This is a genomic window from Curtobacterium sp. NPDC087080, assembly GCF_044745105.1.
Classification (GTDB): Bacteria; Actinomycetota; Actinomycetes; order Actinomycetales; family Microbacteriaceae; genus Curtobacterium.
Genome location: NZ_JBIUZP010000001.1, coordinates 871,961 through 891,959, shown reverse-complemented (window position 1 = coordinate 891,959; position 19,999 = coordinate 871,961). Strand labels below are relative to the sequence as shown.

Here is a 19,999-nt window from a genome sequence, read left to right as displayed (position 1 = left end):
GCGTGCTGCGGAGTGGCACGACGACGAAGTGGACCACCCCGGTCGGTCCGACTCGCGACGCACTGAGAGCGCGGTCACGACCACCGTCGTCGAGGGAGGCGCGACGGTCGACGCAGCGGCGGCCGGTGCACGGATCGGCGGCCCCGTCGGAGCCGCGCTGTTCCCCGGGGTCGGGATGGTCGTGGGCGGTATCGTCGGGAGCGCCATCGGGGTTCGGCTCGGCGGGACAGGCGGCGAGGTGCTCGGCGACGAGCTGAAGGACGTGGACGAGGGATCGGACTTCGCGAAGGGCGTGCACGACGTGTGGAAGGGGATCCTCGGATGATCTGGGCGATGATCGCGGTTCGGGTGGTTCTGGTTGGGTCTGGCAGTGCTGTCGATGGGGCTCGCGGCGAGCTTCATCCGAACGCCGGTCTTCGGGTTCTCCTTCGTCTTCGCGGTCTGCGCCGCCGTCGCCGGTGGGCTCGGCCTGTGGATCCTGCTGTCCGGCGTTCCGCGGCGGCTCCGACCTCGCTGGTACCGCGGAGAGCGTGGACGGTGAGCGCCCGACGGAGGTCGGACCGCTGAACCTGCCGTTGCTCCCGGGATCGACCGCCATCGAACCCGCGAGGACGTCCGTCAGCGGAGGATCCCGAGCTCCATCGCGCGGGTGACCGCCCGGGTGCGGTCGTTCACGCCGAGCTTCTCGAACACGTGCCCGAGGTGCGTCTTCACCGTGGTCTCGCTGACGAAGAGCGTGCGGCCGATGGCGGGGTTCGAGTTCCCCTGCGCCACGAGCTGGAGCACCTCGAGCTCGCGCGGGCTCAGCGCCGGCCCGACCGGGGCCTTCGCGGTGGTCCGGCGCACGAGCGCTGCGGCTGCGGAGGGTGCGAGAGCCGTCTCGCCCCGGGCGGTGGCGCGGAGGCCCGCGAGGATCTCGGACTCGGGCGCCGCCTTGAGCAGGTACCCCGAGGCGCCGGCCTCGATCGCCGCCAGGATCTGGTCGTCGGACTCGTACGTGGTGAGGATGAGTACGCGGATGCCCGGCTCACGCGCGAGGATGCGTGCCGTTGCCTCGTCCCCGTTGCACCCGGGCATGCGCAGGTCCATGAGCACGACGTCGGGACGCTCCGCCAGGACGGTCGCGACGGCTTCGTCACCGTCGCTGGCCTGGCCGATCACCCGGACGTCGTCGGCGTCCTGCAGCAGGGCGACGATGCCCGCGCGGACGATGGGGTGGTCGTCCGCCACCACGACCCGGATCACCGTGCCGCTCCCGTGGCGGTCGGCTGCGCCGGTGCGGACTGGAGGCTCGGCTCGGCTCCGGTGGGCACGGATGCCTCGACCACGGTGCCGGTCCCCGGCGCCGACCGCACGACGCACGTCCCGCCCGCCAGGGCCAGCCGGTCGCGGAGCCCGCGCAGGCCGTGCCCGGCGGTCGGAGCGTCGGCGTCGAAGCCGACGCCGTCGTCCTCGACACGGAGGACGGTGCGCGGACCGTCCACGTGCAGTGCGACGCGGGCCGAGGCCGCACGGGCGTGCGCGCGGACGTTGGCCAGGGCCTCCTGTCCGACGCGGAGCAGGACCACCTGCGCGTCGCGGTCGAGCGGGCAGTCCGGGGCATGGACCACGACCGGGATGCCGGTCTCGCGGGTGAAGCGCTCACCGAGTCGGTGCAGTGCAGCGCCGAGGCCGTCGCTGGCGACCCCGGCTGCGCCGGCCGCGACCAGGACCCGTGATTCCTCGAGCGCGGTCCGGGCGGACTCCTCGAGCACGGCGAGGCGCTCGTCGAGCCGGTCGGGCCGGTCGGCGGCGAGGTCGGCGCGTGCCCGTTCGGTGAGCATGACGATGCCGGCGAGGTCCTGCGCCACGGTGTCGTGGAGCTCGCGGGCCAGGCGTTCCCGTTCGCTCGTGACGCCGGCAGCGCGGTTCGCCTCGGCGAGGGACTGCTGCGTCGCCTCGAGCTGCTCGATGAGCCTGCGGCGCTCGTCGGACAACCGTGCGATCCGGGAGATCCAGAGCCCGAGCGCGCACGCGCCGAGGACGCTGATCGCTTCGATGATGATCGTGCCGGCGAGGGCGTCCGGGCCGGACGCGATCTGCAGGCCGACGCCCGACGCGATGCCGATGGCGACCGAGACCCAGACGGCGGTGCGGATGCGCTCGACCTGGCACCATGCCACGGGGAACAGGACGGACTGGACGAACGCGGTGCTCGGCACGACCGCGGGCAGCACGAGGGCGACGACCACGAGCAACGGCACGAAGGCTGCTGCGGCGCGGGGTTCGTCGTACCCACGCCAGCCGTACGTCACGTACGCCAGGGTGAGCAGCCCGAGGGCGACGAAGGCCGGCCAGCGTGACGGCCAGGGCGACCAGTCGGTCGCTGCGATCACCGACACGAGCGCGACGGCGACTGCTACCGCGACGTGCAGTCCCCAGTTGCGGTGCCTGGTGATCCGGTCCATGCCGACAGCATCCCATCGAGTGCGGCCGGTGCGGGCGTTCTCCACAGGCACGATCAGGAGTCCCGTCGGTTCCACCGGAACGTCAGGAGGCACGCGACGGTACCGACGACCAGCCATGCTGCCAGGACGAGGGCTCCGAGTCCGAGGTGCCACGCGCCTCCCGGCTCGGCGGACGCGAACGCGTCCGGCAGGAAGACCGAGCGCATCCCCGATGCCATCCAGCGCAGCGGGAAGACGCCCGCGACGGTCTGCAGCCAGTCGGGCAGCTGGGTGAAGGGGAGGTACACACCGGAGATGAACTGCAGGACCAGGACGATCGGGACGACCGTGGCGGTGGCGCGGCGGCCCTCACGGGGGAGCGCCGAGATCGCGATGCCGAGGACGCTCGCCGTCGCGACACCCAGGAGCATGATGCCGGCGAACCGCGCCCACGCACCGCCGTCGGTCGGCAGGTCGACGCCGAACACGAGGCCCGCGACGACGAGGAGCAGTGCGGTCTGCACGATCGAGGTCACGAGGACCATGCCGATCTTGCCGACGAAGTAGCTCACGACCGGCAGCGGGGTACCGCCCAGGCGCTTGAGCGTGCCGTCGCTGCGCTCGCCGGCGATGTCCACGCCGAGTGCCTGCGTGCCGGAGAGCAGGAAGCCGGTGGCGACGAGTCCGGGCAGGTAGTACGTGGCGTAGTCGACGCTGACGCCCGGGCCCGCCTGGATGTCGGAGGCGCTGCTGAACGCCACCGAGAACAGCGCGAGCATGACGATCGGGAACAGGAAGGTGAAGAAGACCGAGTCCGGTGCGCGGAAGTACGACCGGAGCTCGTACGCGACGCGGTGGGCGCCGAGGCGGATGCTGACTGCGGGGTTCATGCTGCGTGCTCCGAGATCATGGTGAGGTAGACGTCCTCGAGCGAGGGGCGGACGACCTCGAGCGCGTGCATCGGGGTCGTGGTGCTCCGGACCAGTGCGGTCGGGTCGGTCGTCCGGCGCTCGTGCTGCGCGCCGGTGTCGTCCTGCCACCGGACGATCGGGGTGCGTGCGTCCTGCCCCCCGATCGCGTCGATGGGGGCGACGTCGAGCAGTCGGCCGCCGGCGAGCACGGCGGCCCGGTCCGCGAGGTGCGCCGCTTCGTCGAGGTAGTGCGTGGTGAGCAGGACGGTGGTGCCCTCGGCGCTGACGCTCCGGATCAGCTGCCAGAACTGCCGGCGGGCCTCGGGGTCGAAGCCGGTGGTCGGCTCGTCGAGGAACAGGACCTCCGGTCGGCCGATGATCCCGAGGGCGACGTCGACGCGGCGGCGCTGCCCTCCGGAGAGGCGGCTGATGCGGGTGTTCCGCTGGGCCTCGAGTCCGGTGGCGGCGAGGAGCTCGTCCACGGGGCGGCTGCGCGGGTACAGGTGGCGGAAGTGCTGCAGCTGCTCGGCGACCGTGACGTTCGGGGACTCGCCGCTGGTCTGCAGGACGATGCCGACGCGGACGTTGTGGCTGCGGCTGGCGTGCGCGGGGTCGTGTCCGAGGACCCGGACCTCGCCGCGGGTGCGGGAGCGGAAGCCCTCGAGGATCTCGACCGTGGTGGACTTGCCGGCACCGTTCGGGCCGAGCAGCGCGAAGGTCTCGCCGGGCTCGATCGTGAAGGAGACGTCGTCGACGGCGGTCCTGCCGCCGGGGTACTGCTTCGTGAGGTGCTCGACCGAGACGGCCGGTGTGGTGGACATGCGTCCAGCCTGACGGTCGGGTGGGCTCCGGCGGATCGGAGGGGCGGGCGGAGGTGCATCCTCCGATCGGAGGATGCCCAGCGGCCCGGCTCGGCTCGGCCCGGCTCGGCTCGGCCCGGCTCAGCTCGGTCCAGCTTCCCGCCGGGCGGAGAACTGTCCCGCGGCGGCCCAGCAGGCCATCAGCGAGCGGGCGATGGGCGCCGGAGCAGGTGCCGTCGACGTGCGGACGGTGGTCGGTGTGCCGGACCTCGGCGACGGCTCAGCGCCATCTGCTGCGTAGTGCGCGGAACCAGCGCGGAGTGAGCGCCGGCGGCAGGTACCAGGTCGAGCCGGCGCCGAGCAGGGCGACGACCGCGGGGATCCAGAAGAGCCAGTCCGGGCGGCGTGGCAGCGCGAGGACGATGCTCACGAGGACGATGCCGAGGCCGAACCAGAAGAGGCCGAAGACCCAGTACGACAGGCCGTCCTTGGCCCAGGCACGCCAGAGCCCGGTGTAGCCGAGCAAGCCGACGAGCATCAGGGCGGCGCCGACGATCCAGATCACGTGGTGCTCCAGCTCCGCTCGAGCAGCTGCGGGAGCGCCTCGAGCACCCAGTACGACGGCCCCAGTTGCATGTCAGTGCACACCCTAGCTTTGCAGCGATCCTGGCGGAAAGGGGCTGAGCGTCCGCGGGAGGCGCGGGGCGGGCTGGTGACGCGCCTCCCGTCCGTCAACTCCCCAGTGCCGCCCGCAGGTACGGAGCGGTCCGACTCACGGCCGCTGCCGCGACCTCGCTCGGGGCGCCTGACGCGACCACCTGGCCGCCCTCGTCGCCGCCGGCCGGCCCCATGTCGATGACGTGGTCCGCCTGCGCCACGACCGACATCACGTGCTCGACCACGACGACGGTGTTGCCCGCGTCGGTCAGGCGCTGCAGCTGGGCGGTGAGGAGCTCGACGTCCGCCGGGTGCAGGCCCGTGGTCGGCTCGTCGAGCAGGTACAGCGTGTGACCGGTGCGGGCGCGTTGGAGTTCGGTGGCGAGCTTGATGCGCTGGGCCTCGCCGCCGGAGAGCTCGGGCGCGGGCTGGCCGAGCCGGAGGTAGCCGAGGCCGACGCTCCGCAGAGCCTCCAGCGCGCGCGCGGCGGCGGGCAGGTCGGCGAGGGCCTCCGACGCGTCGTCGACGGTCATGCCGAGGACGTCCGCGATGGTCGACCCGTTCCGCCGGACCTCGAGCGTCTCGGCGTTGTACCGGGCGCCGTGGCACTCCGGGCACGGCGCCCAGCTGCCCGGCAGGAACAGGAGCTCGACGGAGACCGAGCCCTCGCCCTGGCAGACCTCGCAGCGGCCGCCCTCGACGTTGAACGAGAACCTGCCGGCGGTCCAGCCGCGCTCCCGGGCGTCCTCCGTCGCGGCGAAGGCCTGGCGGACCGCGTCGAACATGCCGGTGTAGGTCGCGAGGTTCGAGCGGGGCGTCCGACCGATCGGCTTCTGGTCGACCTCGACCACGCGGGACACGAGCGGGTGCTGCGTGGCGACCGTCGGCAGGACGCCGCCGACGAGCGAGGACTTGCCGGAACCCGAGACGCCCGTCACGGCGGTCATCACCCCGAGGGGCAGGTCGACGTCGAGCCCGTTCCCGTCCTGGCCTCGCAGGTTGTGCAGGGTGAGGTCACGGAGCTCGAGTGTCCCCACGGGTTCGCGCTGCTCGTGCTCGACGGGCGAGGTCCGGGGCTGCAGGTAGCGCCGTGTCACGCTCTCGGGGATGTCGGCGAGCCCCTCGGGCGGCCCGCTGTAGAGCACACGTCCACCTCCCGAACCGGCACCCGGGCCGACGTCGACGATCCAGTCCGCTCGCCGGACGATGTCCATGTCGTGCTCGACCACGAAGACGCTGTTCCCGCTCGCGCGGAGGTCGTCGAGGACCTGCACGAGGGACTCCGCATCGGCCGGGTGCAGCCCAGCGCTCGGCTCGTCGAGCACGTAGACGACGCCGAACAGCCCCGACCGGAGCTGCGTCGCGATCCGCAGGCGCTGCGTCTCACCGGGGGACAGCGTCGGCGTCGCGCGGTCGAGCCCGAGGTACCCGAGGCCGAGTCCGACGAGGACCTCCACCCGACCGAGCAGGTCCGCGGCGATCGACTTCGCGACCTCGGACCGCTCCCCGGAGGTCACCCGGCTCTGCGCGGGCGACGGGTCGGTCAGTGTCGCAGCCGGTCGGAGGACCTCGGCGACCTCGGACAATGGCAGCGCGTTGAACTCCGCGATGGAGTGGCCGCCGAACGTCACCGCGAGGGCTGCCCGGGTCAGCCCCGAGCCGTGGCAGAGCTGGCACGGGCCGGATTCGACGAAGCGCAGGGCCTTGTTCCGCTGCGTCTCGCTCTGCGAGTCGGCGAGGGTGTGGAGCGTGTACTGCCGTGCGCTCCAGAACCGGCCCTTGTACGGCTTCGCCACCCGGTCGCGCTTCGGGTGGACCTCGACGACGGGCTGTTCCTCGGTGAAGAGCAGCCAGTCGCGGTCCTCCTGCGGGAGCTCCCGCCACGGACGCTCGATGTCGTAGCCGAGCACCGCGGTCACGTCGCGGAGGTTCTTGCCCTGCCAGGCACCGGGCCACGCGGTGATCGCGCCGTCGCGGATGGACAGCGACGGGTCGTGCACCGCCGAAGCCTCGGTCACCTCGTGCGCGGTGCCGAGTCCGTGGCAGCGCGGACAGGCGCCGGCGACGGTGTTCGGCGAGAACGAGTCCGAGTACAGCTGCTCGGCGCCCTCGGGGTAGGTGCCGGCGCGGGAGTACAGCATGCGCACCGAGTTGCTCAGCGTCGTCAGCGTGCCGACGGTCGAGCGGGTGCTCGGGGCTCCGCGGCGCTGCTGCAGTGCCACGGCCGGGGGCAGGCCCGTGATCGAGTCGACGTGCGGGGTCGAACCCTGCGCGATGAGCCTGCGCGCGTACGGGGCGACGGACTCGAGGAAGCGACGCTGTGCCTCGGCGAAGACCGTGCCGAAGGCCAGGCTCGACTTGCCGGAGCCGGAGACACCGGTGAAGGCGACGATGCGGTCGCGGGGGATGTCGACGTCGACGTCCTGCAGGTTGTGCTCACGGGCGCCGCGGACGCGGATGAACCCGTCGGACGGCGACGGCTGGTCGGCAGGGTGGTGCGGGGCGGGCATTCGTTCGAGCGTAGGCGGAACCGTCGGCTGGTGTTCCGGACGGGAGGCGCGGGGCGGGCTGGTCACGCGCCTCCCGTCGGTGGGTACGGTGGTCGTGGGGAACGGGGGATCGATGGTCGACGACGTCGCGTGGTCGCCGCCGAGGCGGCGGAACGGCATCTGGTGGATCGTGGCGAGCGGGCTGCTGCTGCCCGCCGGGTGGGTGATGTGGCTGCTGGTCGCGCTCGCCGGGTACAACGGCGCCGGGAACTCGACGCACACGCTCTCGAACCAGACGATCGGGAGCATCGTCGTCACGGTGGTGTGCGCCGGGGTGCCGCTGGCCGGGATCGTCGTGCTGCTGGTGCAACGGCGGCGGAACCGGTCGGTGACGCTCGTCGGGCCGATCGCGTGCGCGGTGTTCGCGGTCCTCGCGGCCGTGTCGCTCGGGTACCCGACCGTCGGGATCGCGCAGAGCTGGGCTGCGGAGGAGAAGCAGCGGGCGCAGCCTCCGACCGCGATCGAGACGAGCCGGACGCAGGCGCAGGCCGAGCAGGACCTCACGGCCGTGGGGGAGCGCGCGGTGCGAGCGATGGGTGCAGAGTTCGGCTCCGGGGAGGTCGGGCAGTACACCGCGGCGTGCGCCCTGTCGAACCTCGACCAGGGCACGCAGTACCGGTGGCGGTGGTCCGCGACCTCGGTGCCGGAGGACGACCCGCGCTCCGATGCGGAGCGCGAGGCCGACGACTTACCTGCGGCGGAGCTCGAGCAGCGGATCGCTCCCGTGCAGGACGTCTTCCGTGACGCCGGACTCCGGGATGCGGACCCGCTCGGCTGGGACGTCCGCGGGTACGGGGACGGATGGCTGCACGAGGCGTACGCCGGGGTGACGAAGCTCTCGGGTGAGGTGGACCTCGAGACGACCTGCCTGGCGGGCGGACCGGGCGACGGGTACGACGAGGATGAGTGAGCACGTGTCTGTCGGTGCGCGGGGACGTCGGACACCCGTCGGCGTCTGGGTCGCGCTCTTGGTGGCTGCCGGCTGCACCGCATACGAGATGCTCGCGGGAGCGCTCGTCGAGTGGACCGGGCTCGGCTTCGTGCCGCTGCTGTTCGTCCCGCCGCTCTACCTGGCGGCGATCCTGCTGCTGATCTGGGTCGGACAGCAGGGAATCCGGGTGGCGCGGACGCTGGCGGTCGTCGTGGGGATCGTGCTCGCGGTGTCGTTGCCGGTCGCGGTGGTCGTGGCGATGCGGACGTGGAACTGAGGGGGAAGCGTGACGACGGACGATGACGGGACCAGGGGCAGCGGCGCTCCGAGCGGAGAGGGCCGTGCGAGCGCCGGCGGCTGGATCGCGGGCAGCATCGTCGCGCTGTTCGTCGGCTGGTGGTTGGCGCTGGCCTCCGTCCTGTCGACCGCCGGACCGTGGTCGGGCCGCTGGTCCGACGGCGGCATGCTCCTCGCCTACCTGATCGCCGCGGCGCTCGGCTTCGGCGTGCCGTTCTGGGGCTTCCTCAGCCTCCGCCGGGAGCGGCGCGACGGCCGATCGGCGCGCATCGTCGGTCCGACCATGTGCTTGCTCCTGGCTGCCCTGGGCGGGGTCACGCTGTTGCCGCTGCCGTTCTTCCAGGGGGCGCGCATGGCCTCCGACGCCGCCGAGCGTGCGCAGCCGCCGACGGACGGGGAGACGGCGCGGACCGTGGCGGAGGCGCAGGAGGAGCTGCGGGCGCTCGGCGACCGGGTCGTCGCGGCGATGGGGCGGGACAGCTCGGCGCCGCCGGCCGAGGTCGAGACGGACACCTGCCGCCTGGACAACCACAGCGCGGGCACGATGGTGCGCTACTCCTGGTTCGTCGCAGACTGGGCACCGTCCGCGGCGGCGCCCGCGCCCGCGGCGTCCGGTTCGCCGGTGCCCTCGCCGTCCGCGACCGTGTCCGATGCCGAAGGCGCCCGGATGAGCGAGCCCGCGCTGCGCCTGCTGCAGGACGAGGGCTACGAGCTGTACCAACGGTTCGACGGTGGCGGTGGCCACCTGTTCGTAGCGGACGACTGGCACGGCAGGGCGACGGTCGGACAGCGCGCCGAGGACCTGCTGCTCGAGAGCGGGTGCTTGGTCGACCCGAACGCTGTCGACGAGGAGTGACCCGCAGCGGTCCCGGTGGCGAGCGCCAGCCGGGTGGCGAGCGCCAGCCGGGTGGCGAGCGCCAGCCGGGTGGTGAGCGCCAGCCGGGTGGCGAGGGCCAGCCGGGTGGTGAGGGCCAGCCGGGCGGCGAGGACCTGACGAGCACCGGGTGGATCGCGGGCAGCATCATCTCCCTGTTCATCGGCTGGTCTCTGGCACTGGCGTCGATCCTGTCCACCGCGGGACCCTCGTCGACCCAGTGGTCCGGCGACGGCAGGCTGCTGCTGGGCGTGATCGCCGCAGTCATGGGCATCGGGGTGCCCGCCCTAGGCCTCCTCCGCATGCGACGGCAGGAGCGGCTCGGCCGGCCGAGCGGCGATGCGGCACCAGCCGTGTGCGCGGTCGTCCTGCTGTTGGCCGTCTGCACGCTCCTGCCGATGCTCTTCCTCCAGCTCGCCCAGGTCCTGTCGTGACGACCGAGCGAGAGGATTCGGCATCCGCCGCAAGCGTTCGCTCCTGCAACGTCCGCTGAATCCGCAGGGTCCGGGGCGCGTAGACCGGAGGACATGAAGGTCGTCGGAGTCGAAACGTTCGGAGGGCCCGAAGCCCTCGCCGTCCACGAGGTCCCGGAGCCGCACGCCGGCCCCGGCACCGTCCGCATCCGGGTGCAGGCGTTCGCCGTGAACCCCACCGACACCGGGTTGCGCGAAGGGCAGCGGGACTCGTCCCAAGCCTCGCCGCCGTACGTGCCCGGGATGGACGCCGCCGGGGTGATCGACGAGGTCGGACCCGACGTCGAGGACTGGCAGGTCGGTGACCAGGTCATGGCGATCGCCCTGCCGTTGTCCGAGCACGGCGGCGCCTACGTGGAGTACCTCGTCGCACCGCTTGGGTCCTTCACGCGGATCCCGGCAGGCCTGTCGATCGAGAAGGCCGCGACCGTCCCGATGAACGGGCTGACCGCGCTGCAGATCCTCGCGCGAGCCGATCTGGCGGAGGGTGACACACTCGCCGTCACCGGCGCCGCAGGGCTGCTCGGCAACTACGTCGTGCAGCTCGCGGAGAAGCGCGGCATCACCGTCATCGCCGATGCAGCGCCCAAGGACGAGGACCTCGTGCGTTCCCTCGGGCCGTACCACATGGTGCGCCGCGGCGACGGGTTCGCAGCGGCCGTGCGGGGCATCGAGCACGACGGGGTCGACGCGCTCGCCGACGCCGCGGTGCAGCGGGACGAGGTCGTCGACGCGGTGCGGGACGGCGGGTTCTTCGCGGACGTTCGGGGCTGGGAGGGCAACGGCGCTCGCGGCATCCGGTTCGAGCGGATCATGGTGTTCTCGGAGTACACGTCGTTCGACCTGCTCGAGGAGCTGCGGCAGGCGGTGGAGGACGGGGTCCTCACGCCGCGGGTGGCCGAGGTGCTGCCCGCTACGCGTGCTGCGGAGGCGCACGAGCGGCTGGCTGCCGGTGGGACGCGAGGACGCTTCGTGCTCACCTGGTGAGTGCGGGTCGCGGTCGCGACCATCTGTCGGACGGGAGGACGGTGCCAGCTGGCACCGCGCCTCCCGTCCGTCGGTTCATCCCTTCACGGTCGTCTCCGCTCTGCGGGGCGGCCGACGATGGCGGCCCAGCGGTCGAGCTCGTCCTCGACGCGGTCTGCGACCGCCGCGGGGTCGTCGTGCTCCCACGATCGGACCACGCGCCAGCCCTCAGCGGTCAGGATCGCCTGGTTCCGGGCGTCGCGCTGCCGGTTCGCCAGCAGCTTGCGCCGCCACAGCTCAGCATTCGCCTTTGGGAGCTGCACGTGCTCCTCGCAGTGGTGCCAGAAGCAGCCGTCGACGAACACGGCCACCCGTGCGCGGGGGAAGACGAGGTCGGGGCGGACGCGGCACCGGCGACTCACCTGTCGATCGACGAAGAACCGGCGGCCCCGATGGTGGAGTTCCCGCCGGACAGCGAACTCGGGCGCGGTGTCCCGTTGACCGAAGCGCGCCATGTGCCGGCGGCGCGCGTCGTCCGCTTCCCACTGCTCCACGACTCGAGCCTTGCGCGGCGAAGCGGGATCGCGGTCGGGGAGCCTCGACGATGTGGGGAGCCTCGACGCTCGTCGAGCTGTGCAGGAACGACCGACCCGCCGCCTCTTGGGTCGACTCCTCAGTCCTCCGGGATCGTCCGCACCCACTGCTCGAAGGCAGTCGCATCCTCGTCGCTGAAGACCGCGGACGGCCGGGCGTCCTGTCGGCCGGTGAAGAGGAACAGCGTGCCGTCCGCCAACCCCGGCGTCGCGTCGTCGAGCACGGACGACTTCGGCGCCACACCCTTGCGCGTGAGGAATGTCAGCTGCTCGCCGTTCGCGGACTCCGCGATGCCGGTCTCGCCGTCGAAGAACGTCGCGAGGGCCATCACGAGGAAGACGGTGCTCCCGTCCTGCGTGGTCACGCGGACGGCCGGCTTCGCGTGAGGCTGGCCGAAGGGCCGCTCCGTCACCGCCGCCGTGATACCGGAGCCGGACCAGGGGCGGACCTGGTCGAGGGGCAGCTTCGCGACGGTGGACGGTGCGGCGCGCTTCGCCGGGACGACGGCCTCGGTGAGCAGCGCCCCGACGATGACGGCGAGGAACCATGCCGGCGCGGAGAACGTCTTCGTCGCGATCAGGACGAAGAAGACGCCGAGGAACCCGACCCAGACGAGGTTGGGCCACCACCCGGAGCTGCGACGCTGACCGATCGGCCACACGACACTTCCGTACGCCAGCCCGACGAGCGTCGGCACCCAGAACACCGACGGGCGGATCGTGCCGGTGTGGAAGTGCAGCCAGACCGAGACCGCCGCGGCGACGAGCGCGAGGATGGCGAGCACGATGCGTCCGCCGCGCCGGTCCCGCTCCCGGGTGCTGAGCGTGGTCATGTGGTTCCCCCTCGTGCTGTCGGGCCACGCCGACCGTCGTTCCCCTTGGTGAGTCCAGTCAAGCAGGACCCGCGGTCCTGGTCAGTCCGGTCGGACGCGACCCGGTGACGGATGGGAGGCGCGGTGGCGGACCCCTGCGTGCCTGCCGTCCGTCGGGTGGTCACCCCTCGACGGCTCGCGGCTGCGAGGAGCCCTACGATCGTGCGGGTGAGCAGCGACGTGACCCCTGGGCGGTACCGGCACTTCAAGGGCGGGGAGTACGAGGTGGTCCTCGTGGCGAAGGACGTCGAGACCGAGAAACCGGTCGTCGTGTACCAGGCGCTCTACGGGGAGCGCGGGCACTGGGTGCGGTCGCTCGCCGACTTCACGGCGCACGTTTCACGGGACGGGTACGACGGGCCGCGGTTCGTCGGTACGGACTGAGCGCTGACGGACGGGAGGCGCGGTGCCAGCTGGCACCGCGCCTCCCGTCCGTCACGTGGTTCCGTCGACCGCTCGGCTGCGGTCAGCTCAGCCGCGTCGACGCGATGCCGCCGTCGACGTCGATGGTGCCGCCGGTGACGAACGCGGCCTGGTCGGAGACGACCCAGCGGACCGCGCGGGCGATGTCGACCGGCTGTACCGGGATGCCCGCGGGGGTGCCCTTCGTCATCGCGGCGAGGACGTCGGCCGAGTCGGCGTTGCCCGGGGTGGCCGTCGCTCCCGGAGCGACGGTGACGACGCGGATGCCGCGGTGGCCGTACTCGGCGGCCCAGGCGCGGGTGAGTTGCTCGACGGCAGCCTTCGTGGCGGGGTAGAGGGCCATGAACGGGACGCCCACGCGGGCCATCCACGAGCCGATGTTGACGATGTGGCCGCTGCCGCGCTCCGCCATGCCGGGGGCGAGGGCCGCGACAAGGACGTGGGGTGCGCGGATGTTCGTGGCGAGCAGGGCGTCGACGGTGGCGTCGTCGAGGGACTCGGTGGGGCCTCCCGGGTAGACGCCGGCGTTGTTGACGAGGACGTCGACGTGACCGCCGAGCTGGTCCCGGGCCTCGGTGGCGAGGGCCCGGACGACGTCGGGGCTCTGCGACAGGTCGGCGGTGAGGGCGACGGCGCGACCGCCCTGGCGCTCGATGTCCTCGGCGACGGCGCGGGTGCGCTGCTCGTTCCGGCCGTGGACGGCGACCGTGAGGCCGGCGGCGGCGAGTTCGCGGGCGATGGCCTCGCCGATGCCGCTCGAGGCGCCGGTGACGAGGGCGGTGCGGGGTGTGGTCTGGTCGTTCGGTGCGGTGGTCATGGGTCGATGCTCCGGCGTGCTCGGTCGCCGCGGCTTGCCCGGATCCGCGAGGAGCTTGCCGGATCCCGCAGCGGCACCCCTGCACGCTGTCGCAGCGCTCGACGCGTGGGTAGCGTGGCGGTGTGGACGAGCGGATCGCGCAGCACCTCGACCGTGCGGCGGCGACCGCGTCCGCGCACGCAGCCGTGCCGGGGCGGGACCGGCAGGATGCGGTTGCTCGTGTCGGGTCGGCGCACCACGCGGAAGCGCTCGGGTTGACGGTGTCCAAGGTGTACGAGCCGACCGGGCTGTTCGACCGGCGCTACGAGCCGTCGATGTCGGTCGTGCTGCGCGGGCGGAAGCGCTCGATCGTCGGGGATGACGACCAGGTGTGGGGGCGGGAGCGGTTCATCATCACGCCCGTGGACCTGCCGGTCGTCGCCGGGGTGGTGGACGCGGCGGGGGAGGACGGCTTCGTCGCCGTGGTGTGGCGGCTCGACCCGGCGGTGGTCGGGGAGGTCGTCGCCTCGATGACGGTGCCGGCTGGTGCTGCGATCGCGGCTGCGGTTGCTTCGGGTTCGTCGGCGTCCGGTGCGGTGTCGTCGTTGCCTCGGCTGGGGAGCTGGACGGCGCCGCTCGCGGACGCGTTCGCCCGGCTGGTCGGGTTGCTCGACGCGCCGGAGGACATTCCCGTGCTCTTCCCGCTGGTGTCACGGGAGATCGTGCTGCGGTTGCTCCAGACCGAACAGGCGCCGCGGATCACGGCGGCGCTCGACGGGACCGGGCCCTCGGTGGTCGCCGGAGCCACGGCGCTGCTCACCGGACGGATGGCCGAGGGGTGGTCGATGGAACGGCTCGCGCGAGAACTCCGGGTGAGCGAGTCGACGTTGTTCGCCCGGTTCAAGGAGGCGACGGGCATGACGCCGGCGCAGTACCTCAAGCGGACGCGGTTGGGGGAGGCGCGGCGGCGGATGGTGGTGCACGGGGACACTGCGGCGCGGGCTGCGGCTGCGGTGGGGTTCCGGAGTGCGTCGCACTTCTCGCGGGACTACCGGGAGGCGTACGGGAGGCCGCCGGCGGCGGATGCGGTGGTGGTGCGGGGGCAGCTGGCGGTCGCGGTCGCCGTCTGATCCCGCTGCGTCCGGGTGGTGAGCCGCGGACGGCCGGGAGGCGCGGTGCCGGCCGGTCCCGCGCCTCCCGTCAGATTGTGGTGACTTCGTAGGCTCGGCGCATGCCCACGCACCGACCACCGTTCGACCCGGCCGCTCTGACGGTGCGGCAGCTCCTCGCCTCCTCGGTGGCGGTCATCGACGAGCTGTTGCGGCGCGGGTTGATTCGGACACGGAACTCGCCGCTCGGTGACCTTGCGGAGAGCCTTGCGCTCCGCGCCTACGGCGGCGAGCTCGCGCCGAACTCGGAGAAGAGCTTCGACCTGTGGTCCGCCGACGGGCGGCGACTGCAGGTGAAGGCGCGACTCGTGCGGCCGGACGACAAGCGGTCGCAGACGTTCTCGGCGTTCCGGTCGTGGGACTTCGACGCGGCACTGTTCCTGGTGTTCGACGCGTCGACCTACGACCTCGTATGGGCGCGCGAGGTCGGCCGGGTCGAGACGGAAGCGCTCGGACGGCGTGTGGAGCACACGAACTCGTTCGCGATCCTCGTGCGGCAGGTGCAGGGGGCTGGTGTCGACGTCACCGCCCGGGTCGAGGCCGCGTACGGGCGCATCGACGGTCCCGCCGACGATCGACCCTTGGGTTGAACGCGGCGATCGCCCGGATCGTTCGATCCCGTCCAGCTGCGGAGACCAGCCTCGACTGCCTTCAGGGGATCGTGGCGTGTGCTCTGGACCGCAACGCCGCCCGTGCCGCACGCAGCGCCGTCCGAGGAGTGAGTGCGTGCACGATGTTGAGCGGCGGATCCCAGTGCCGGATGACCCGCGACTCGACGTCCCCGAGTCGGATGCCCAGCGCCGTAGGAAGCGCCCAGGTCGTCAGTTCGAGCCGGTCTTGCATCCACGCGGACAAGCGTCGCTCGTCCTCCGGATGCAGCGAGAAGCCCTTCGACGCGTCGCCCGCGATCTTGCCCCTCGGGACGGGACGCAGTGCGAGTTCATCGGCGAGGAGCGCCGACAACGAGCGGCGGAGCGTCGAGGAACCGGATCGCACGTTCGCGTCGTCGACGCCGAAGTGGGCGCGGAGGTCGCGTTCGCGCAGGCTCCGTTCTGCCTTGCCGATGTAGATCGGCGCTGCGCGGCCGTCCTGGCCGATGCCGAGCTGTTCGGTCACGGCTCCATCTGCCCAGATCGCGTAGAGCCCCGGCGCGTTCGGCACGTCCGCTGCGCCTGCGCGGCGAGGTTGCCCGCCCAGCGCCTGGACCGCATCTCCGACGGCCTCAGCGAGTACTTCCTCGGGCCGAGCGGCCGAGGTGAGCGCGCTCATTCTCCGTCGCTCTTCTTCTTGGACTTGAACAGCCCCGCGACTCGTTCTCCGACGGCGTCCGCGGCCCCCGCGACCTTGCCGCCGACGTTCTTCACCGCAGTGAGCGCCTGCGCTTCATCCGGCTCGCCGTCGCCGTCCAGGTCGACTCGGCGGAACACCCGCGTCGCACCACTCGCCGCGCTCGATACGCCGGAGCCGACGGCGCCCGCAGCCCCGCTGACCCACGTGCCGGTCGATCGAGCGGCGTCCTCGAGAGCGGCGAGGGCGCGGTTGTCGGACTCTTCGTCGTCACCGTCGGTCTTCACGGTCAGGGCGAGGTGATCCGGGAACTCCGCCGGCGGCTCGGGGAACGCAGTCTTCGCAGACTTGACCACGTCGCGTCCGAAGACGAAGCGCGCGACCCCACCAGTGACTGCGCCGACGCCGTACTCGATCGAGGCACGCTGCTTGCCCGTGAGCCCCTCTCGGACCGGATCGAGTTCACCGGTCTGGATCGTGCGCATCAGGCTCTGCGCGGCGCCGCCCGGGAGCGCATCCGACAACGTGGTCGCCCAGTGCGACCAGTCGTCGCGACCAGCGGCGATCTTCTGGCCGGTCGAGACGGTGCCTTCGGATGTCACCTCGGCGACATCGGTCGCCATGGCTGCGATCTGCTGCTGGCTGACCCGCTCGTTGGTCAGGCCGAGGACGAGCGCCTGAGCCTGGTCCTTGTCGAGGTCCATGCCGTGCAGGTCAGCGACAGCGAGACCGAAGACGGCGGTGATCTCGAACTGCAGCTGCTGGTCACCGGCGGGGAGCAGTCGCGCCGCGGCGCCCTTGACACCCGTGCGTGCCGCGTTCTTCGCGGCAGTCTTCAGGGCCACCTTCGTGCCCGTCTTCGCAGCCTGTGCGCCGGCGCTCTTCGCTCCGGCGACGGCAGGGCCGGCAATCGGGATCGACGCGATCGCGATGTCAGCGGCGATCGAGCCGACCGTGATCGCCGCACCAGCGGTGGTGATCGAGGTGACGTAGTGACGCTCGAGCATCTGCACGATCTCAGTCGGCGTCGCCGACGGGTTCCGTCGCCGGAGCCACTTCACGTACTGACGGGCGAGCGCGCGTCGGCCGGTGACGGCCTTAGCGATCTCCCGGGTCGCCTCCTCGGCTGGGACCTCTGCTTCGAGCGTCTCGTCAGGGGCGTCGATGTCGGTCATCGCGGGGTCCTTCGTCTTGAGCCGCGCTCGGGTACGCGGTGATGAAGCACATGGTTGCACGAACGAGAGACGTTACGGAGCCAGCCTTGAGTCATACGGCGCCGGCGCCGGCGCCCTCGTCAGCTCGCTCGGGAACCGGCTCCGAGACGTTGAGTCGCTCCCGCTCCTCTCGCAACACCTGCGCGATCAGCTTCGAGTCCGACACGTCCACCGCCTGCGCCGACACCGAGGCCGTTTCGCTGACCGCCGCGAAGTCCTCGAAGGTCTGCGCCTTGCGAGCCAGCATCCGGACGAGCGCTGCGTCGACGCCGTCCTCGGACAGCAACCGATGGACCTGCACCGACTGCAGCTGCCCCATCCGCCGCGACCGGGCGATTGCCTGCCATTCAGTGGTCGGCTTGAGCTGGGGCTCGCAGATCACGACGACCGATGCGGCCTGAATGTTGAGACCGACGCCGCCAGCCTCGATCTGCGAGACGAGCACCGCTCCTGGTTCGGCGGCGGCGAACTCGTCGACGAGGTCCTGGCGTGCCGCGGCGGGCGTGCTCCCGGTGAGGGGACCGAATACCGCGCCGCCGTCAGCAACGGCCTGGACAGCCGCGGCGAGGACGGAGCGGTAGTACGAGAAGACGAGCACCTTCCGGCCGTTGGCCCGCGCCTCGTCGACGATCTCCACGAGCGACTCGACCTTGCTCGACTGTGTGCCGCCGAGCATCGCGAGCTGACGCATCGCGTGGAAGTCGTCTGCGGCAACTGCATCAGCGTACTGCGCTGCCTCGGTGTCCGTCAGGTCGGTCCACTCTTCGACCTCGACCAGCTCCGGGAGCTCGGTGAGCACGTCCTCCTGACGACGGCGCAGGTACACCGGCGCGATCTGCTTCCGGAACAGCATCGGGCTGTCGTCGGACTGGTCCACCACGAGGTCCGGGCGGATGTGGTCGATCAACACCCGGAATTCGTCGACGCGGTTCTCGAGCGGCGTGCCCGACATCAGGATTGCTCGATCCGCTCGCCGGAGCAGCGCGCGCGTGTTCATCGTGCGCTTCGCCTCGGGGTTCTTGACGTAGTGCGCCTCGTCGACGATCACGGAGGCGAACCGCAGCTCCTCGGGCACACGGGTGCGGAGCCACTCGAGCGTCTCGTAGGTCGTGACGCCGATGCCGCCCTCGTCGGTCCAGAGCCGCAGACCGAGCAGTCGAGCCGGACCGTGCAGCCGGAAGGCGCGGACGTCTGTGTGCCGCTCGGCCTCACGGACCCAGTTCGCGACGACGGCCGCCGGGCAGACCACGAGGAAGTGCGGAGTCTGACCGGGCGTCGTGCCGGCGACGTGTGCGATCGTCGCGAGTGCCTCGACGGTCTTGCCGAGGCCCATCTCGTCGCCGATGACGACCCGCTGCTGCACGAGCGCGAAGGCCGCAGCGAATCGCTGGTACCCGCGGAGTGACGCGGACAGCCGCGAAGTGTCGAGCGAGAAGCCCTCCACCTGCGCGATCAACTCGTCGCCCAGGTCGCCGCGGGCAGCAGCACCCGCTGGCTTCGTCAGTCCGGCTTCGTCGAGCAGGGCGAAGAACGCAGCGGGCCGCTGCAGGAAGTCCTGCCACGGGTCGCCCGGTGTCGCCCGAGCGCGCTCGTCCACCCGCTGCGCACGGTGCCAGGCATCCTCGGCCGCCGCGAGGATCGTCTGACGGACGGCGGTCGGGTCCGTCGCGCGCTGGTCCGGGATGACGAGAGCGATCGATGCGCCGCGCTCGATCATCGTGGACAGCGGTCGCAGTCCGTCGACGAGGTTCTGTTCACGCGGGCCGACGACGGCCTTCGCGACCTCCCACTCGAGCAGGGCACGCACGAGTGCGAGCGACTGGTCGTCACGCCGGGCGGGGTCGATGCGGACGACCGCGTCCTCTCTCGCTGCCACTTCCAGCGCGCGGGCGGCGCCGTTAATACGCGATGCCGTCGCCTCGCCGACCCCGGCGAACTGTCCGGGGAACACCGGGTTCCGCAGCACCGCACCGACGGTGGTCACCCCGGCGTCGCGCAGTGCTCCGAGGCGCAGGCGGTCGCCAGTCGCATCGCGCAGCCGATCGATGTCCATGCGGTCGAGCTCGTACCGTGCTGCCGCTTCCCGGTCCGCTCGGCCCGCTTCGACGACGTCGGCGTGGGCGATGCGTTCGCGCGTGATCGCGTCAGCGAGTCGGGTCACGATCGCGGGGAGGTCCTTCATGCCGTCGAGTGCAAGCGGGGCGCCACCGCTCAGGTCGGGTGCGACCGTCGCCAGCGGACCGCGTGGGTCGGTCAGCGCCTCCAGCGGCACGGCCGGCCTGGGGACGTGCCGGTCATCGACGGACTGGAGGCGCTGCACGGCTCCGGTACGGTCCAACCACTTGAGCGTCTGGTCGAGGAACGCATCGCCCCGAGCGGCCGCTTCACGGCGCTCACGGCCCGAGAACAGGGCGGTGAAGCCGGTTCCGCGGCGCGCGTCCTCAAAAGCCTGAGGGACGTCATCAGACAGCACGCGCACGACCGAGCTCGCCTCAGCGTCGACCCGCGGCAACATCTGCCGGCGAACCAGGTCAGCTGCGAAGTCGGCATCCGATGGAACGAGCGGGACGAGATCGGCCCGGACGTCGTCGACGTGGACGGACGCTCGCCGTTGGCGGAGCGCGACGACGGCAGCATCGGCGGCAGCCTGCACGGCGGTCCGGTGTTCCGTGACGCCGATGGCTGCCTGGCTCAGGGCGTCGATCCGGTTGCGTGCTGCCTTGTCGGCCATGGCGTGCTCCGAGGTGTCGTTGGTGGAACG

22 protein-coding genes are annotated in these 19,999 nt (G+C 71.9%); 10 read left to right on the top strand and 12 right to left on the bottom strand.

Features of this window, described 5'->3' with window-relative positions; translation table 11 throughout:
* Positions 1–28 precede the first annotated feature (28 nt).
* Both ACIPEQ_RS04195 and ACIPEQ_RS04190 read left to right on the top strand, forming a co-directional pair.
* Positions 29–325: a hypothetical protein gene (locus tag ACIPEQ_RS04195; protein ID WP_402714179.1), complete on the top strand. Its 297-nt coding sequence runs from the start codon at positions 29–31 to the stop codon at positions 323–325.
* 33 nt (positions 326–358) lie between these two features.
* Positions 359–541 carry a hypothetical protein gene (locus tag ACIPEQ_RS04190; RefSeq protein WP_402714178.1) on the top strand — a complete coding sequence of 61 codons (183 nt, stop codon included), beginning with the start codon at positions 359–361 and terminating at the stop codon, positions 539–541.
* Positions 542–618: 77 nt separating this feature from the next.
* Here ACIPEQ_RS04190 and ACIPEQ_RS04185 read toward each other — a convergent pair whose 3' ends face one another.
* The 6 genes from ACIPEQ_RS04185 to ACIPEQ_RS04160 all read right to left on the bottom strand — a co-directional run bounded on the left by ACIPEQ_RS04185 (position 619) and on the right by ACIPEQ_RS04160 (position 7,304).
* Positions 619–1,245, bottom strand: a complete 627-nt coding sequence (locus ACIPEQ_RS04185) for a response regulator transcription factor (protein WP_250368542.1) — start codon at positions 1,243–1,245, stop codon at positions 619–621.
* The gene (locus tag ACIPEQ_RS04180) at positions 1,242–2,447 is read right to left on the bottom strand and encodes a sensor histidine kinase (protein ID WP_209824931.1); all 1,206 of its coding nucleotides are present in this window, start codon (positions 2,445–2,447) and stop codon (positions 1,242–1,244) included. Before ACIPEQ_RS04180 ends, ACIPEQ_RS04185 begins: the two co-directional genes overlap by 4 nt.
* 53 nt (positions 2,448–2,500) lie before the next feature.
* Positions 2,501–3,316, bottom strand: coding sequence for an ABC transporter permease (locus ACIPEQ_RS04175; protein ID WP_402714177.1), 816 nt, complete (start codon positions 3,314–3,316; stop codon positions 2,501–2,503).
* Entirely contained in the window at positions 3,313–4,158 is an 846-nt protein-coding gene (locus ACIPEQ_RS04170; RefSeq protein WP_402714176.1) for an ABC transporter ATP-binding protein, read from the bottom strand. Before ACIPEQ_RS04170 ends, ACIPEQ_RS04175 begins: the two co-directional genes overlap by 4 nt.
* A 259-nt stretch (positions 4,159–4,417) precedes the next feature.
* Positions 4,418–4,702 (bottom strand): hypothetical protein, encoded by a 285-nt coding sequence (locus tag ACIPEQ_RS04165; RefSeq protein ID WP_402714175.1) that lies wholly within the window; start codon positions 4,700–4,702, stop codon positions 4,418–4,420.
* A 166-nt stretch (positions 4,703–4,868) separates the two neighbouring features.
* Positions 4,869–7,304, bottom strand: coding sequence for an ATP-binding cassette domain-containing protein (locus tag ACIPEQ_RS04160; protein WP_402714174.1), 2,436 nt, complete (start codon positions 7,302–7,304; stop codon positions 4,869–4,871).
* A 112-nt stretch (positions 7,305–7,416) separates the two neighbouring features.
* Between ACIPEQ_RS04160 and ACIPEQ_RS04155 the strand changes: the two genes are divergently transcribed.
* From ACIPEQ_RS04155 to ACIPEQ_RS04135, 5 genes are all read left to right on the top strand, one after another.
* Positions 7,417–8,253 (top strand): hypothetical protein, encoded by an 837-nt coding sequence (locus tag ACIPEQ_RS04155; RefSeq protein ID WP_402714173.1) that lies wholly within the window; start codon positions 7,417–7,419, stop codon positions 8,251–8,253.
* Entirely contained in the window at positions 8,246–8,551 is a 306-nt protein-coding gene (locus ACIPEQ_RS04150) for a hypothetical protein (RefSeq protein ID WP_402714172.1), read from the top strand. Before ACIPEQ_RS04155 ends, ACIPEQ_RS04150 begins: the two co-directional genes overlap by 8 nt.
* Before the next feature lie 9 nt (positions 8,552–8,560).
* Positions 8,561–9,427, top strand: a complete 867-nt coding sequence (locus ACIPEQ_RS04145) for a hypothetical protein (protein ID WP_402714171.1) — start codon at positions 8,561–8,563, stop codon at positions 9,425–9,427.
* Positions 9,424–9,879, top strand: a complete 456-nt coding sequence (locus ACIPEQ_RS04140; RefSeq protein WP_402714170.1) for a hypothetical protein — start codon at positions 9,424–9,426, stop codon at positions 9,877–9,879. The genes ACIPEQ_RS04145 and ACIPEQ_RS04140 overlap by 4 nt, the downstream gene beginning before the upstream one ends.
* A 93-nt stretch (positions 9,880–9,972) precedes the next feature.
* Positions 9,973–10,905: an NADP-dependent oxidoreductase gene (locus ACIPEQ_RS04135; RefSeq protein WP_402714169.1), complete on the top strand. Its 933-nt coding sequence runs from the start codon at positions 9,973–9,975 to the stop codon at positions 10,903–10,905.
* Positions 10,906–10,988: 83 nt separating this feature from the next.
* Here ACIPEQ_RS04135 and ACIPEQ_RS04130 read toward each other — a convergent pair whose 3' ends face one another.
* A complete protein-coding gene (locus tag ACIPEQ_RS04130) occupies positions 10,989–11,438 on the bottom strand; it encodes a very short patch repair endonuclease (RefSeq protein ID WP_402714168.1) in 450 nt (149 codons plus the stop codon).
* Between the two features lie 119 nt (positions 11,439–11,557).
* A complete protein-coding gene (locus ACIPEQ_RS04125) occupies positions 11,558–12,310 on the bottom strand; it encodes a hypothetical protein (RefSeq protein WP_402714167.1) in 753 nt (250 codons plus the stop codon).
* A gap of 207 nt (positions 12,311–12,517) precedes the next feature.
* Between ACIPEQ_RS04125 and ACIPEQ_RS04120 the strand changes: the two genes are divergently transcribed.
* Positions 12,518–12,733, top strand: coding sequence for a DUF1653 domain-containing protein (locus tag ACIPEQ_RS04120; RefSeq protein WP_402714166.1), 216 nt, complete (start codon positions 12,518–12,520; stop codon positions 12,731–12,733).
* An 82-nt stretch (positions 12,734–12,815) separates the two neighbouring features.
* On the opposite strand, the gene ACIPEQ_RS04115 is transcribed toward ACIPEQ_RS04120, so the two are convergent.
* On the bottom strand, positions 12,816–13,589 hold the full coding sequence (locus ACIPEQ_RS04115) for an SDR family NAD(P)-dependent oxidoreductase (RefSeq protein WP_402714165.1): 774 nt from the start codon (positions 13,587–13,589) through the stop codon (positions 12,816–12,818).
* A gap of 122 nt (positions 13,590–13,711) precedes the next feature.
* Between ACIPEQ_RS04115 and ACIPEQ_RS04110 the strand changes: the two genes are divergently transcribed.
* Positions 13,712–14,698 carry an AraC family transcriptional regulator N-terminal domain-containing protein gene (locus tag ACIPEQ_RS04110; RefSeq protein ID WP_402714164.1) on the top strand — a complete coding sequence of 329 codons (987 nt, stop codon included), beginning with the start codon at positions 13,712–13,714 and terminating at the stop codon, positions 14,696–14,698.
* A 101-nt stretch (positions 14,699–14,799) separates the two neighbouring features.
* Complete coding sequence (locus tag ACIPEQ_RS04105) at positions 14,800–15,327, top strand: DUF6998 domain-containing protein (protein WP_402714163.1); 528 nt, start codon at positions 14,800–14,802, stop codon at positions 15,325–15,327.
* 61 nt (positions 15,328–15,388) lie between these two features.
* Here the strand turns inward: ACIPEQ_RS04105 and ACIPEQ_RS04100 are convergent, their stop codons facing one another.
* From ACIPEQ_RS04100 to ACIPEQ_RS04090, 3 genes are all read right to left on the bottom strand, one after another.
* Positions 15,389–16,006, bottom strand: a complete 618-nt coding sequence (locus ACIPEQ_RS04100) for a GIY-YIG nuclease family protein (protein ID WP_402714162.1) — start codon at positions 16,004–16,006, stop codon at positions 15,389–15,391.
* Positions 16,003–17,199, bottom strand: coding sequence for a hypothetical protein (locus ACIPEQ_RS04095; protein WP_402714161.1), 1,197 nt, complete (start codon positions 17,197–17,199; stop codon positions 16,003–16,005). Before ACIPEQ_RS04095 ends, ACIPEQ_RS04100 begins: the two co-directional genes overlap by 4 nt.
* A 91-nt stretch (positions 17,200–17,290) precedes the next feature.
* Positions 17,291–19,969, bottom strand: coding sequence for a DEAD/DEAH box helicase (locus tag ACIPEQ_RS04090; RefSeq protein ID WP_402714160.1), 2,679 nt, complete (start codon positions 19,967–19,969; stop codon positions 17,291–17,293).
* Positions 19,970–19,999 lie beyond the last annotated feature (30 nt).

Bases quoted from the DNA above. Each gene is read 5' to 3' on its own strand.
- ACIPEQ_RS04180 (WP_209824931.1), bottom strand. From the start codon at position 2,447: ATGGACCGGATCACCAGGCACCGCAACTGGGGACTGCACGTCGCGGTA.
- ACIPEQ_RS04175 (WP_402714177.1), bottom strand. From the start codon at position 3,316: ATGAACCCCGCAGTCAGCATCCGCCTCGGCGCCCACCGCGTCGCGTAC.
- ACIPEQ_RS04170 (WP_402714176.1), bottom strand. From the start codon at position 4,158: ATGTCCACCACACCGGCCGTCTCGGTCGAGCACCTCACGAAGCAGTAC.
- ACIPEQ_RS04160 (WP_402714174.1), bottom strand. From the start codon at position 7,304: ATGCCCGCCCCGCACCACCCTGCCGACCAGCCGTCGCCGTCCGACGGG.
- ACIPEQ_RS04155 (WP_402714173.1), top strand. From the start codon at position 7,417: ATGGTCGACGACGTCGCGTGGTCGCCGCCGAGGCGGCGGAACGGCATC.
- ACIPEQ_RS04150 (WP_402714172.1), top strand. From the start codon at position 8,246: ATGAGTGAGCACGTGTCTGTCGGTGCGCGGGGACGTCGGACACCCGTC.
- ACIPEQ_RS04135 (WP_402714169.1), top strand. From the start codon at position 9,973: ATGAAGGTCGTCGGAGTCGAAACGTTCGGAGGGCCCGAAGCCCTCGCC.
- ACIPEQ_RS04125 (WP_402714167.1), bottom strand. From the start codon at position 12,310: ATGACCACGCTCAGCACCCGGGAGCGGGACCGGCGCGGCGGACGCATC.
- ACIPEQ_RS04115 (WP_402714165.1), bottom strand. From the start codon at position 13,589: ATGACCACCGCACCGAACGACCAGACCACACCCCGCACCGCCCTCGTC.
- ACIPEQ_RS04105 (WP_402714163.1), top strand. From the start codon at position 14,800: ATGCCCACGCACCGACCACCGTTCGACCCGGCCGCTCTGACGGTGCGG.
- ACIPEQ_RS04100 (WP_402714162.1), bottom strand. From the start codon at position 16,006: ATGAGCGCGCTCACCTCGGCCGCTCGGCCCGAGGAAGTACTCGCTGAG.
- ACIPEQ_RS04095 (WP_402714161.1), bottom strand. From the start codon at position 17,199: ATGACCGACATCGACGCCCCTGACGAGACGCTCGAAGCAGAGGTCCCA.
- ACIPEQ_RS04090 (WP_402714160.1), bottom strand. From the start codon at position 19,969: ATGGCCGACAAGGCAGCACGCAACCGGATCGACGCCCTGAGCCAGGCA.